The sequence below is a fragment of the Sinorhizobium glycinis genome (assembly GCF_001651865.1).
Lineage (GTDB): Bacteria > Pseudomonadota > Alphaproteobacteria > Rhizobiales > Rhizobiaceae > Sinorhizobium > Sinorhizobium glycinis.
In genome coordinates this window covers 1,002,076-1,015,203 of record NZ_LPUX01000053.1, presented here as the reverse complement: position 1 = coordinate 1,015,203, position 13,128 = coordinate 1,002,076, and the positions used below count along the sequence as shown (strand labels likewise).

At 64.1% G+C, this 13,128-nt stretch carries 10 protein-coding genes and 1 tRNA gene; 8 read left to right on the top strand and 3 right to left on the bottom strand.

Features of this window, described 5'->3' with window-relative positions; all coding sequences use genetic code 11:
* The first annotated feature begins 214 nt into the window (after positions 1–214).
* The 5 genes from AU381_RS09590 to AU381_RS09570 all read left to right on the top strand — a co-directional run bounded on the left by AU381_RS09590 (position 215) and on the right by AU381_RS09570 (position 6,483).
* Entirely contained in the window at positions 215–1,390 is a 1,176-nt protein-coding gene (locus AU381_RS09590) for an AI-2E family transporter (protein WP_064241480.1), read from the top strand.
* A gap of 100 nt (positions 1,391–1,490) precedes the next feature.
* Positions 1,491–4,175, top strand: coding sequence for a sensor histidine kinase (locus AU381_RS09585; RefSeq protein ID WP_064241479.1), 2,685 nt, complete (start codon positions 1,491–1,493; stop codon positions 4,173–4,175).
* 85 nt (positions 4,176–4,260) lie between these two features.
* The gene (locus AU381_RS09580) at positions 4,261–4,926 is read left to right on the top strand and encodes a CDP-alcohol phosphatidyltransferase family protein (protein ID WP_064241478.1); all 666 of its coding nucleotides are present in this window, start codon (positions 4,261–4,263) and stop codon (positions 4,924–4,926) included.
* A complete protein-coding gene (locus tag AU381_RS09575; RefSeq protein WP_064241477.1) occupies positions 4,923–5,534 on the top strand; it encodes a lysophospholipid acyltransferase family protein in 612 nt (203 codons plus the stop codon). The genes AU381_RS09580 and AU381_RS09575 overlap by 4 nt, the downstream gene beginning before the upstream one ends.
* 7 nt (positions 5,535–5,541) lie before the next feature.
* On the top strand, positions 5,542–6,483 hold the full coding sequence (locus tag AU381_RS09570) for a phosphatidate cytidylyltransferase (RefSeq protein ID WP_064241476.1): 942 nt from the start codon (positions 5,542–5,544) through the stop codon (positions 6,481–6,483).
* A gap of 6 nt (positions 6,484–6,489) precedes the next feature.
* Here AU381_RS09570 and AU381_RS09565 read toward each other — a convergent pair.
* Together AU381_RS09565 and AU381_RS09560 are read right to left on the bottom strand one after the other, a co-directional pair.
* A tRNA-Thr gene (locus tag AU381_RS09565) sits at positions 6,490–6,565 on the bottom strand.
* Positions 6,566–6,639: 74 nt separating this feature from the next.
* Positions 6,640–7,650 (bottom strand): NAD(P)H-dependent flavin oxidoreductase, encoded by a 1,011-nt coding sequence (locus tag AU381_RS09560; protein ID WP_064241475.1) that lies wholly within the window; start codon positions 7,648–7,650, stop codon positions 6,640–6,642.
* A gap of 282 nt (positions 7,651–7,932) precedes the next feature.
* Between AU381_RS09560 and AU381_RS09555 the strand changes: the two genes are divergently transcribed.
* Complete coding sequence (locus AU381_RS09555; RefSeq protein WP_064241474.1) at positions 7,933–9,105, top strand: hypothetical protein; 1,173 nt, start codon at positions 7,933–7,935, stop codon at positions 9,103–9,105.
* Between the two features lie 249 nt (positions 9,106–9,354).
* Here AU381_RS09555 and ppk2 read toward each other — a convergent pair whose 3' ends face one another.
* Positions 9,355–10,257, bottom strand: a complete 903-nt coding sequence (gene ppk2 / locus AU381_RS09550; protein ID WP_064241473.1) for a polyphosphate kinase 2 — start codon at positions 10,255–10,257, stop codon at positions 9,355–9,357.
* A 285-nt stretch (positions 10,258–10,542) separates the two neighbouring features.
* Between ppk2 and phoR the strand changes: the two genes are divergently transcribed.
* Complete coding sequence (gene phoR, locus AU381_RS09545; protein ID WP_064241472.1) at positions 10,543–11,802, top strand: phosphate regulon sensor histidine kinase PhoR; 1,260 nt, start codon at positions 10,543–10,545, stop codon at positions 11,800–11,802.
* Between the two features lie 194 nt (positions 11,803–11,996).
* Complete coding sequence (locus AU381_RS09540) at positions 11,997–13,031, top strand: substrate-binding domain-containing protein (protein ID WP_064241471.1); 1,035 nt, start codon at positions 11,997–11,999, stop codon at positions 13,029–13,031.
* The last annotated feature ends 97 nt before the right edge of the window (positions 13,032–13,128 follow it).

Genomic DNA, 13,128 nt, shown 5'->3' with positions numbered 1-13,128 from the left:
TACCGACAGGCAGGCGAAAACAATCGAAATCTCCCTGTCATCTCTCTCCGCTAGACCCGTGGCAGGCGATCACGGCAATTGTGAATTGATCCCGAACCAGCGCGATGATTTGGAGGCGCGACCCTCTTTATGCCGAAAGCGCGCATGGAGGAAGGATGCGGGCTGGAAAGGCTGCGGGATTGTTGTAAGGTTCTTGAGAGACGGAGGACTACAGGTGCAATTGGGCAATCGTGAGCGAGAAAATCTCCCGGCGGAGCCGCGGCTCTTCGGGCAGCCTCCCCATTCGCGCTCGGCCCTCGTCCTGCCGATCTCGGCGGCGCGCTGGCTGCTCGTCCTCGTGCTGCTCGCCGGCGTCTATTTCTTCCATGGCTTCGTCGTGCCGGTGCTTGCCGCCGTCGTCATCGGCTTTGCCAGCTGGCCGATCTACCGTCGGCTGCTGCAGGCCCTGAACGGCAATCGGACGCTCGCGGCAACCATCGCCATCACCTCCGTCGTCGCCTTCATCGTCGTGCCCATCTCGATCGCCGCGGCCTATGCCGTGGACGAGGTGCGCGACTGGCTCGTCTGGGCGGTGGAAACCAACGTGAACGGGGCGCCGGTCCCGGCCTGGCTGACGACCATCCCGGTGGCCGGCGCCTGGCTTGGCCAGCAGTGGGTGAAATATGTCGGCCATCCAGGCGCACTTGGCGAAATGGTCCAGCTCGTCAGCGGCTCCAATATCGGCAACATCTACCGCGGCGTCCTGGTGATCGGCGCCTCCGCCTTCCAGTCCTTCCTGACGCTGCTTTTCATGCTGATCACGCTGTTCTTCGTCTATCGAGATGGCCACGCCTTTTCGAAGCAGCTCGATCGGCTCGGCGAGCAGATTTTCCCGATGCGCTGGGAGCGCCTGTCGCGCGTCGTGCCGCTCACCATCAGCTCGACGGTGACCGGCATGGGCATCATTGCGATCGGCGAGGGCATCGTTCTCGGCGTCGCCTATTGGCTTGCCGGCGTGCCCTCCCCGGTAACGCTCGGCATCATCACCGGTCTCATGGCGCTCATTCCGGGCGGCGCGCCGCTCTGCTTCACCCTCGTGTCGATCTATCTGGTGGCGAGCGGCTCGCCGTTCCACGGCGTCGCGCTCTTTGCCTGGGGAACGACAGAGCTCTTCATCGTCGACAAGACGCTTCGCCCAAGGCTCGTTGGCGGCCCGATCAAGCTGCCCTTCCTGCCGACCTTCTTCGGCCTCGTCGGCGGCGTCAAGACAATGGGATTCCTTGGCCTTTTCGTCGGACCGGTGCTGATGGCGCTGCTCGTAGCGATCTGGCGGGAGTGGATGCACGAGGTGACGAACCAGCCGGAGCCGGCGGCAAAGCCGGTCTCCAGGGTGGACATCGCCGCAAAATAGGATCGGCCCCGGCTCCGGTCTTGTTTTCTCGAAGGTATTGCCTGGCCGCGCATCGCTTTCACAGAAATGAACCTGCTGAGGATCGAGTTCGAGAGATTGCATGTCCGACACTGATCGCGACCTCGAAAGCCGCCCCGATCCCGATGCCCTGCTGGCGCTGGCCGAAAAGGGCGGCAGAGGGAAGCTGACGGTGTTCCTCGGCGCCGCGCCGGGCGTCGGCAAGACCTACGCCATGCTGATGCGGGCGCAGCGCCTCAAGGAAGAGGGCGCCGATATTGTCATCGGACTTGTCGAGACACATGGGCGCAGCGAAACCGCGGCTCTGCTCGAAGGGCTGGAAGTCTTGCCGCGCCGCGAAGTAGTGCATAGCGGGCGCACGCTCCATGAATTCGATCTCGACGCCGCTTTGGCGCGACGTCCGCGGATCATCGTCGTCGATGAGCTCGCCCATACCAATCTCGGCGAGGGCCGGCATCCCAAGCGCTACCAGGACATCGAGGAACTGGTGGATGCCGGCATCGATGTCTGGACGGCGCTCAACATCCAACACCTCGAAAGCCTGTCTGACGTCGTCGCGCAGATTGCCGGCGTGCCCGTGCGCGAGCGCATTCCCGACACGGTTCTGAACCGCGCCGACGAGGTGCTGCTGGTGGACCTGCCGCCGGCGGAACTGATCGACCGGCTGAAGGAAGGCAAGGTCTATCTGCCCGATAGCGCCAAGCGCGCCGTCGATAATTTCTTCCGCCTCGGCAATCTGACGGCGCTGCGCGAACTGGCGCTGAGGCGGACCGCCGACCGGGTCGACGACCAGATGGTCGACTACCTCAAGCAGAATGCCATAGAGGGTCCCTGGCCGGCCGGCGAGAGGCTTCTCGTCTGCATCGGCCCGGATCCGCTGTCGGAAAAGGTGGTGAGGACGGCAAGCCGGCTTGCCTCTGGCCTCAACGCCGGCTGGATCGTCGTTTCCATCGAGCGTGCGGATCGCGCCTCGGGCGATGGCGAGGCGGTGCGGCAACTCGACGAGACCTTCCGTCTTGCCGAGCAACTGGGCGCCGAGACGCGTCGCGTCATCGGCAGCGATTTCGTCGAGGAGATCCTGAAGCTTGCGAGGCGCGAACATGCGACGCAGATCGTCATCGGCGCGCGGCGCCACTGGTTCCCGCTGAGCCTGTTCCGCGCCTCCTTGCCCGACGCGCTGGCCAAGCGCGTCTCGGGCATCGGCATTCATCTCGTCACCGGCAAGATCGAGCCGGCCGCCAAGCCGAAGCTTCGAAGCAAACAGCTGCTGCCGGAGGGATTCGGCCGAGCGCTCGGCATAGCCGGTGGCGCCGTCGGGCTGGCGACAGTGCTCGGCCTGCTGATCGAGCACTTCATCATCCTGCAGAATATTTCGCTTCTCTATCTCCTCGCCGTGCTCGCCTCGGCGGTTTACGCCGGTTATCTCGCCGCCTTGGCAGCCGCGCTGTTTTCCGTTGTCGCCTACAATTTCTTCTTCATCGAGCCGGTCGGCACGTTCACGGTGGCGGAGCCGCACGAGGTCTTCGCGCTTTTCGTTTTCCTGGCGGCTGCGGCGCTCGCCGGCGGCCTTGCCTCGCGTGTTCGCGAGCAGGCGAAGACCGCAAGGGACCGGGCGACCGCGACGCAGGCGCTCTATGATTTTACCCGCAAGCTTTCCGGCACCGCCAATGCCGAAGACGTGCTCTGGGCGGCCGTCACCCAGATCCAGGGGACGCTGAGGCGCAATGCCGTGCTGTTGCTGCCGGAACACGGCGATCTGGCCGTGAGGGTCGCCTGGCCACCGGACACCGAGCTCAGCGTCAGCGACATGATGGCGGCGCGCTGGGCTTTCGAGAAGAAGGAGGCTGCCGGCAATGACACCGGCACGCTGCCGAACAGTCCGTTTCAGTTCAGGCCGCTCACAAGCCCGCAGGGTGTCGTCGGCGTTTGCGGCTTTCTGCAGGAGGACAGCCCTCTCGACATCAACGAGGAACGGGCCCTTGCCGCCATTCTCGACCAGACCGCGATCGCCGTCGACCGCGCCCGGCTATCACGCGAAAGCTTCGATCAGGCCGCCCAGCTCGAGGGCGAGAGATTCCGTGCTGCTCTGCTTTCGTCGCTATCCCACGAGCTGACGACCCCTTTGGCGACGATCAGCGGCGCAGTGACGACCCTGCGCCAGCGTCACGAAGGAATGCCTGACGAGAGCCGGGATGATCTTCTGAACTCGATCGAGGAGGAAAGCGGCAGGCTGATGCACTTCGTTGCCAACCTGCTCGACATGAACCGGATCGAGGCGGGGACGATCAATGCCAGGCGCGATCGGGTCGATGTGGCGGACGTCGTCCACTCAGCCGTGGAACGGGCGCGAAAATACTTTCCCGGCCGGATTTTCGAGACCAGCATCGCCGCCGACCTGCCGTTGATGCGCGGCGACGGCGTCCTGCTCGGGCAGGTCCTCTTCAACCTGCTCGACAATGCCGACCGGTTCGGAGGCGACGAGCCCGTCAGCATCTATGCCCGGCGGGAGGCCGACGAGGTCGTGCTGTCGGTGACGGACCTCGGCAAAGGCATCGCGCCCGCCGATCTCGAGCACGTCTTCGACAAATTCTTCCGCAAGGGAAAGCCGGACGGACGCGCGCTCGGCACCGGCCTCGGGCTTACGATCAGCAAGGCCTTCGTCGAGGCGATGGGCGGGCGGATCAAGGCCGAGAGCCCGGCGCTCAGGCGCCGCGGGACGCGTATTTCCATGCGCTTCGCGGCGGTTGAAGCGGAGCCCTCGAGCTGAGGTGAGACTGCCATATGGCCTTTGCGGCCAAGTTGTTTTATGACGGACTGCAATCATAAATTTGTAAGGGCCGGATTTCATTAAGATGAGTGTCGCTCCCGATGGCGGAGAGCCGGATAGCCCGGGCGCCGATCGACGCCCTATTGCGGCGCGCGACAGCGGCTTCGCGCGTCGATTGACGGCGCTGCTTTTGAAGACGCCGATCACGCCGAATGAGATTTCATTGCTGAGTGTCGGCTTTGCCGCGATCGGCGGCGCCACTCTCTTCCTTGCGACGCGCTGGCCGGCGCTTTATCTGGTCGCCGTCGCCGGCATCCAGCTGCGGCTCCTCTGCAATCTGCTCGATGGCATGGTCGCGGTCGAGGGCGGCCGCGGCTCGCCGGTTGGCGCGCTCTACAACGAGTTTCCCGACCGCGTCGCCGACACGCTGTTGATCGTGGCGCTCGGCTATGCCGCCGGTGCCGGCTGGCTCGGCTGGGCCGGTGCGCTTGCCGCCGCCCTGACGGCTTATGTGCGCGTCTTCGGCGGATCGCTCGGCCAGCCCCAGGACTTTCGCGGCCCCATGGCCAAACAGCACCGCATGGCGCTGATGAGCCTTGCCTGCCTGCTGGCATTCGGCGAGCCCCTGCTGACGACGGAGCGCTTCGTGCTTTACGCCACGGCGTGGATCATCCTCGCCGGGGCGCTTTTCACCTGCTGGACCCGCACCAGGGCGATCGTCTCGCGCATCCCGGGAGCCGCAAAGCCGTGATCGATCTGGTGCTGATTGGTCTCACGCGGTTTCTCGTCGGCGGGCAGGCGCGATGGATCGGCGCCTCTCCGGATATGCGCCAGCGCATCTATTTCGCCAATCACGCCAGCCATCTCGACACGCTGCTGATCTGGTCGGCCCTGCCGCGGCAGCTACGCGGCTCGACCCATCCGATCGCTGCCGCCGACTATTGGGGCAAGGGGAAGGTGCGGCGCCATATCGCGCTGAAGGTGTTGAATGCCGTGCTCGTGGACCGCGCCACGCAGGGCCCGCCCGGGGCGGCGCTCGCCCCGTTGCGCGGCGTGCTCGCTGAGGGCGAGTCGCTCGTTCTCTTTCCCGAGGGCACGCGCGGCAACGAGCGTCTGCCGGGGCCGTTCAAGAGCGGTCTCTACTGGCTGTCGCAGGAATTCCCGGAGGTCGAGCTGATCCCGACCTACCTGGACAATCCGTCCCGCGCCTTCCCGAAGGGAACCTTCCTGCCCGTTCCGATCAGCTGCACGGTTCGCTTCGGCGCGCCGCTCCTGAGGCGGGCAGGGGAGGAGAAGGACGCGTTTCTCGACCGCGCCCGCGCTGCCGTCGGTGCGCTCGCCTCGGATCCCGTTTCATGAGGCCGCCATGTCTTTGACCGACAAGCTGTTCATCCTCTTCGGCGGAATTTGTGCCCTGCTCGGCATCGCCTCGGCGATCGGCTTCGCATTGTCGCGCAAGGTGACCTCCGAGAACGGCCGGGCGACGGTCGACAATCTCAACGCCCGCATCAGGGCCTGGTGGGTGATGGTCGCGATCTTCGCCCTGAGCTTCGGCCTCGGCCGGGGCGTCACCGTGGTGCTTTTCGCGCTGACTTCCTTCTATACGCTGCGCGAATTCATCTCGCTGACGCCGACGCGCGGCGCCGATCACCTGCCGCTGGTCGCCGCCTTCTACGTGCTGCTGCCGCTTCAATACTGGCTGATCTGGACCGACTGGTATGCGTTGTTCACGATCCTTGTCCCGGTTTATGGCTTCCTTCTCCTTCCGAGCCTTGCCGCGCTAAAGGGCGATGCCGATGCGTTCCTGTTGCGCGTGTCGCGCATCCAATGGGGCCTGATGCTGACGGTATATTGCATCAGCCACGCGCCGGCGCTGTTGACGCTCGACATCCCCGGCCGCCCGCGCGAGGGCTTCCTGCTGCTCTTCTTCCTGATCACCGTCGCGCAGTTCAGCGACGTGATGCAATACGTCTTCGGCAAGCTCTTCGGCCGAACGAAGGTGGCCCCCGTTATCAGCCCGTCGAAGACCGTCGAGGGCCTCGTCGGCGGCGGCCTCTCCGCCGTCGCCGCCGGCGCCGGCCTCTGGTGGATCACCCCGTTCACGCCGCTGGAGGCCGCCGCCATGGCGCTCGCCATCGTCGCCATGGGCTTCCTCGGCGGCCTGTCGCTCTCGGCCGTCAAGCGCTCGATGGGCGTGAAGGACTGGGGCACGATGATTTCCGGCCACGGCGGCGTCCTCGACCGCATGGATTCGCTGAGTTTTGCCGCACCGGTGTTCTTTCACCTGACGCGGTATTTTTATACGTGAGAAAAATGGTGCCGCTTACGTGACTCGAACACGTGACCCCATCATTACGAATGATGTGCTCTACCGACTGAGCTAAAGCGGCATTAGACGGTTCCGCGGATGTCGCAGAACGAATGTGAGGCGCTGATAAACGCAAAGCGCCGAGATTTCAAGCCATCAGTTTCGAGAACTTGAAAATTCCTTCGGCGCGGCGCGGTCGCCGGGAAGTGCGAGGCCGAGGCGTGCGCGGGCGGCGGCGTATTCGCGCTCCCACCGCTCGACCAGGTGGGCGACGGTGCTGACTTCGCGGATGGCGCCGATGCCCTGGCCGCAGCCCCAGATGTCCTTCCAGGCCTTCGCCCCGCCGACGGCCGTGCCGAAATCCATCTTCGACGCGTCTGCCTCCGGCAGGCTGTCCGGATCCATGCCGGCGGCGCGAATCGAGGCCTTGAGGTAGTTGCCGTGGATGCCGGTGAAATAGTTGGAATAGACGATGTCGGCGGCGCTGCTGTCGACGATCATCTGCTTGTAGGCGTCGCTGGCGCGGGCCTCTTCGGTGGCGATGAAGGGGGAGCCGATATAGGCCATGTCGGCGCCCATCGCTTGCGCCGCGAGGATGGCGTCGCCGGTCCCGATTGCGCCCGAGAGCAGCAGCGGCCCGTCGAACCAGGCGCGGATTTCCTGGATGAGCGCAAAGGGCGAGAGCGTCCCGGCATGGCCGCCGGCGCCGGCGGCAACGGCGATCAGCCCGTCGGCGCCCTTGCGGATCGCCGAGTTCGCGTGGCGGTTGTTGATGACATCGTGGAGCACGATGCCGCCATAGGAGTGGATCGCGGCGTTGACCTCCGGCACCGCGCCGAGCGAGGAGATGACGACCGGCACCTTGTATTTGACGCAGAGCATCAGGTCCTGCTCGAGCCGGGTGTTCGACTTGTGGACGATCTGGTTGACGGCAAAGGGTGCCGCCGGCCGGTCCGGGTGCTTGCGGTCGTGGTCGGTGAGCGCTTCGGTGATCTCGGCGAGCCATTCGTCGAGCTGTGCCTGCGGACGCGCGTTGAGCGCCGGGAACGCCCCGATGACGCCCGCCTTGCATTGCGCAATCGTCAGCCGGGGATGCGAGACGATGAAAAGCGGAGCGCCGACAACCGGCAGTCTCGTCGTTCCGGACAGAATTTGCGGCAACGGCATCGGGTCTCTTCTCCATCGCAATTTTTTGACGTTTGCGTAAACGTCAATGTAGATAGCAGCAATGACCGCGCTTGCAAAGGGAGGTATTTCGCCGAACATTCCGGCGGGTCACGCGTCTTTTCCCCGCGGAAGACCCGGCGGCGGCGCTGGCGGACTTGCAGATTCCGCAAGCAGCAGTTACCCAATCGTTAATAAAACCAACGGCGTGCCGCGGGAAGAGGCGAGGCCTTCCCATATTTGCCCCGCTTGGGCGCGGAAGTCTGGTGTGCAGAAGGATTTGATGTGAGCGGACTCGAGACGGCGATCAGGAATGCACTGGAACGCTCGGAGCGGAGCAATGCGGAAATCCGCGCGCGGATCTATCAGTCGGCCCGCCAGGCGCTGGAAAACGGCCTCAAGAAGCAGGAGATCGAGGACCCGGAAATCATCGCCAAGCAGCGCCACCGGCTGGAAGCGGTCATTCACGCGATCGAAACGGAGGAGCGGGCTGCCCTGAAGGCGCGTCTCGCCACGCCGGTCGTGAGCCTCGCGGACGTGAAAGGCAAGGGTGATGCGGCAGCGCGAGCTTCAGCCGGTGCGGCTGCCCCTTTGCGGCAGGAGCCGGGTTTCAGGGCGGAGGCACAGCCGGCGTCCCCCGGTGACGGCGGCCTCGGCGCGCTCGGTGCCCTGCGCCCGGAGCGTGACGGCCCCATGGCTTCGACGCAGCCGGTGACCGGTGGTGAAAAACCCGCCGGCGCGGCGACGTCCGGTTCGATCGCCCCGGACCTGGGCGTCACCGACAAGCGCCCGCGCAAGCGCAAGGGCGGTCGCATTCTCTCCTTCGTCATGGTTGTCGCAACACTCGCCGCGGCGGCGGGTGCCGGCGTCTGGTGGGTCGAGACCAATGACCTGTTGAAATCGCCGGCCGAGCGCGACACCAATGTCGCCAATCCGCCGGCGGTGGTGGAGACCGAGGACTTCCCCGCGGCGGCCGGTTTGCCGACCCTCGGGGCGCAGGAGGGTTTCTCCGGCGAGTGGATCGAGATCTTCACGTCGGCGGATGCGGCGGCCGTCAAGCCAAGCGCCCGCGCCAGCGCGGAGCCGTTCGACGACGATGGCGGCGAACGCATCCGGCTGACGTCGGCGGCCGCGTCGAAAGAGGGCGAGGTGGCGATCGAAATTCCCGCCGATGTGCTTGCCAAGGTTTCGGGCAAGTCCTCGACGCTGGCGCTGAGCGTCCAGGCACTTCCGGGCAAGACGACGGAGTTCTCCGTCGAATGTGATTTCGCGGCGCTCGGCGCCTGCGGTCGTCATCGCTTCACCGCGCATGACGAGCGCCTCGACATGCTGTTCAAGATCAGCTTCGAAGGCAGTCGTCCCCCCGGCAGTTCCGGAAGGTTGCTGATCAACAGCGACGTCAGCGGCGCCGGCAACAGCCTGGATCTATTTGCCATTCGCGTGCTGCCGAGGCAATGAGCCGCCCTGGGTGGTCGAACGGAGCGTTCCTTGGATCGTTCTTCCGGGGCTAAACCCCCTCTGGCCTGCCGGCCATCTCCCCCACAAGGGGGGAGAATACGTGCGGCCGGCCTCTTGCTCCGACCGAACGGCTTATGCAAGCGGAACGCTTCGGTGGACGTGTAAAGCGTGCCACACCGATTCTCCCCCCTTGTGGGGGAGATGGCCGGCAGGCCAGAGGGGGCTATTACCCCTTGCCAGGGCGAGAAATCACCTGAGGAAGCCAGGTCCGGACCCGACGATCTTGTCGTCTATCTTGCCGATCGCGGCCTTGTCCTTGCCGTCGTAATCGAGCTTCGTCAGCAGGTGGCGGATCAGGTTGATCCTGGCGCGACGCTTGTCATTGCCGCGGATGACGGTCCAGGGCGCATGGTCCGTATGCGTTTCCTTCAGCATCCGGTCGCGCTTCTCGGTGTAGTCGTCCCATTTTCCCAACGCCGCGATGTCCATCGGCGACAGTTTCCAGATCTTCAGCGGATCATGCCGGCGGTCGTGAAACCGCTTCAACTGCATCTCCCGGCCGATATTGAGCCAGAACTTGAAGAGCTGGATGTTCTCGTTGACGATCATCTTCTCGAAGCGCGGCGCTTCCTTGAGGAAATGCTCGTATTGCTCCGGCGTGCAAAAGCCCATCACCGGCTCGACGCCAGCGCGGTTGTACCAGGAACGATCGAAAAGAACGAATTCGCCGGCGGTCGGAAAAGTCGACACATAGCGCTGGAAATACCACTGGCCGCGCTCGGTCTCGGTGGGTTTGGTGAGCGCGACGACGCGCGCCGAACGGGGGTTCATATAGGCGGTCGTCGCGTGGATGGCGCCGCCCTTGCCGGCTGCATCGCGCCCCTCGAAAACGGCCATGACGCGCTTGCCGGTCGCCTGCATCCAGAACTGGACCTTGACGAGCTCGATCTGCAGCTTCGTCAGCGTTTCCTCGTATTCCTCCTCGCTGAGCTTTTTCTCATAAGGGTAGTCGTCGGAGGAGAACGCTTCGTCGTCGATCCATTCCGGCAGTTCCGGATTGTCGATGTCGAACACCCGGGTCTTGCCGCCGATCGCGAGTTCGACCGCGCGGCTTCCCGGCGTGCCCGCAGTCGGTGCCTGTTCGAGAGCCATGCCTTCCTCCACTGTCGTCGATTTCACTACAGCGCCGTGCGGCTTTTCAGTCCGCAAAGGTCGCTCCAGCGCATTGGATGCGGTGGAGGAGGCCATAATTACATTGCAGATTCAAGCATCTCGTGAAAATCATGTCATGAAGCGCCGCTATTTCTGCCCGAATGGCCGGAGCGGTCAGCTGGAATGCTTTAGGCGTTTCCGGCCGAGACCTCTCCACTTTCGCGCGTACTCGCCACACTTATTGGTATGTGGGGTGACGTTCCTCATGGTTAGGGAGGCGGCAAATTGAGCAACGAGGGTATCGTCTTGGATGGTGCGAAGGTGTTCTGGGAGGGCCTCAAGCCGAGACTGAAGGCAGAGCGCTGGATTCTCGGCCTCTCCATCGTGCTTGCCGTCCTCGCCGCCCTCGCCGGCATCCACATCCTGGCGGTGCTTGCCTTCTGGCTCGTTCTTGCAGCAGCCCTTCTCAAGCGAAGTGCTCCTTTGGCAGAGCCGGTGCCGGAGGCGGCACCGAGCGTAACGGAGACGCGGACGGACGCGCTGATCCCCGTGCTGAACGCGCTCGATATGCCGGTGCTCGTCATCGCCGCGGACGAGACCGTCCTTTTCCAGAACGCCGCCGCCGAGAAGGCCTTCGGCACGATCCCCCCGGAAAGCTACCTTTCGGCGCGCGTACGCTCTCCCGGAATACTCGACATGGTGCGCGAGACCATTGCGACGGGCAAGGTCAACCAGATCGAGCATGCGGAACGCTTGCCTTCGGATGCGGTCTATGTCGTCCGCGTCGCCCCGGCGGATGTCGGCGGCGAGGGGCCCAGCGGGCGGGTCTTCCTGCTGACCTATCGCGACATCTCGCAGACCCGCCGCATCGACCGGATGCGATCCGACTTCGTCGCCAATGCCAGCCACGAGCTGCGCACCCCGCTCGCTTCGCTCCGCGGCTTCATCGAGACGCTGGAGGGTCCGGCGAAGAACGACACGAAGGCGCAGGAGAAATTCTTCGGCATCATGCACGAGCAGGTGACCCGCATGAGCCGCCTCGTCGATGATCTCCTGTCCCTGTCGCGGCTGGAGTTGAAGTCGCACATCGCCCCGGAAGACCAGGTCGACCTGGTGCCGCTGCTCGGACATGTGCGCGACAGCCTTCTGCCGCTCGCAAGCGACCTCGATGTGAGGATCTCGCTCGAGGTGCCCGAGGAGCCGGTCTTCGTCCAGGGCGATCGCGATGAGCTGATCGAGGTCTTCGAAAATCTCATCGAGAACGCCTGCAAATATGGTCAGGAAGGCAAGAAAGTCGACGTGCGGCTCACGGGCAAGGAGGGGCAGGCGGAGGTGACGGTCACCGACTACGGCCCGGGCATCCCGGCCGAGCATGTGCCGCGGATCACCGAACGCTTCTACCGGGTCAATGTGGAGGCGAGCCGGTCGAAAAAGGGGACCGGCCTCGGGCTTGCCATCGTCAAGCATATCCTGACGCGCCACCGCGCCCGCCTGCTCATTCATTCGGAGGTCGGCAAGGGAACGGTCTTCACGGTCCGCTTCTGACACAAAAGCCATGCGACGGCTGTGTCGATCAGAAATCCTGTAGCATCTTCAATGACATAGCCTGTCATAAATGTTTCACGAAATTGACATAAAACCTGTAGCCATCGGCGGCTAACTAGGGCAGCCGATCAGACGGCGAAGAGAGCGCTGGACCCATTGGCGCACCAACACGAGCCCATTCCGGGAGAACATCTATGAAAGTCCTTAAACTCACTGTAGCGGCGCTGGTTGCATCCGCCGCTTTCGCCGGTGCCGCAGCAGCTCGCGACCAGATCCAGGTTGCTGGCTCCTCGACCGTTCTTCCCTATGCAAAAATCGTCGCCGAGAGCTTCGGCGAGACGTTCCCGGACTTCAAGACGCCGGTCGTCGAATCCGGCGGCTCTTCCGCCGGCCTGAAGGAATTCTGCAAGGGCGTCGGCGAAGACACGATCGACATCGCCAACTCCTCGCGCAAGATCAAGGATAGCGAGATCGAGGCCTGCAAGTCCGCCGGCGTAACCGAGATCCAGGAAATCAAGATCGGCTATGACGGCATCGTCTTCGCGACGGACGCAGGCAATGCCGACATTGCGCTGAAGCCGGAGCACCTCTACAAGGCGCTGGCCGCTGAAGTCGTCGTCGACGGCAAGCTCGCCGCCAACCCCTACAAGAAGTGGTCGGAAATCGACGCTTCGCTGCCGGATGCGGAGATCGCCGCCTACATCCCGGGCGAAAAACACGGCACGCGTGAAGTCTTCGAAGAGAAGATCCTTGCCCATGGCTGCAAGGACGCAGGCGCTCTCGATGTCATCAAGGCTGCCATCAGCGACGAGAAGGCCGCTGCCAAGAAGTGCGTTGCCGTTCGTAAGGACGGTCTCGCTGTCGACATCGACGGCGACTACACCGAAACGCTCGCCCGCATCGCCTCCAACAAGAGCGGCATCGGCGTCTTCGGCCTGTCGTTCTACGAAAACAACGCCGACAAGCTCAAGGTCGCGACCGTCAACGGCGTCGTTCCCTCGACCGAGACGATCGCTTCCGGCGAATATCCGGTTTCCCGCCCGCTGTTCTTCTACGTCAAGAAGGCGCATCTCGGCGTCGTTCCGGGCCTCAAGGAATATGTCGAATTCTTCGTCGACGATCAGATGATCGGCCCCGACGGCCCGCTCGCCGAATACGGCCTGGTTGCCGCACCGGACGCCGAGCGTGAAGAAATCCGCAAGTCCTTCGAAGCCGGAAATCTGCTCTGATCAAAATGACGTCCCGGCGCAGCTTTCCGCTGCGTCGGGACTTTGCGAAATTCGATTTTTCCGGTGGCTTTTGACGGCCCTGCCGTGGAGACGTGCC

Coding starts and splice junctions, on each gene's coding strand:
- AU381_RS09560 (WP_064241475.1), bottom strand. CDS start 7,650: ATGCCGTTGCCGCAAATTCTGTCCGGAACGACGAGACTGCCGGTTGTC.
- ppk2 (WP_064241473.1), bottom strand. CDS start 10,257: ATGGCTCTCGAACAGGCACCGACTGCGGGCACGCCGGGAAGCCGCGCG.
- AU381_RS09570 (WP_064241476.1), top strand. CDS start 5,542: ATGTCTTTGACCGACAAGCTGTTCATCCTCTTCGGCGGAATTTGTGCC.
- AU381_RS09585 (WP_064241479.1), top strand. CDS start 1,491: ATGTCCGACACTGATCGCGACCTCGAAAGCCGCCCCGATCCCGATGCC.
- AU381_RS09580 (WP_064241478.1), top strand. CDS start 4,261: ATGAGTGTCGCTCCCGATGGCGGAGAGCCGGATAGCCCGGGCGCCGAT.
- AU381_RS09540 (WP_064241471.1), top strand. CDS start 11,997: ATGAAAGTCCTTAAACTCACTGTAGCGGCGCTGGTTGCATCCGCCGCT.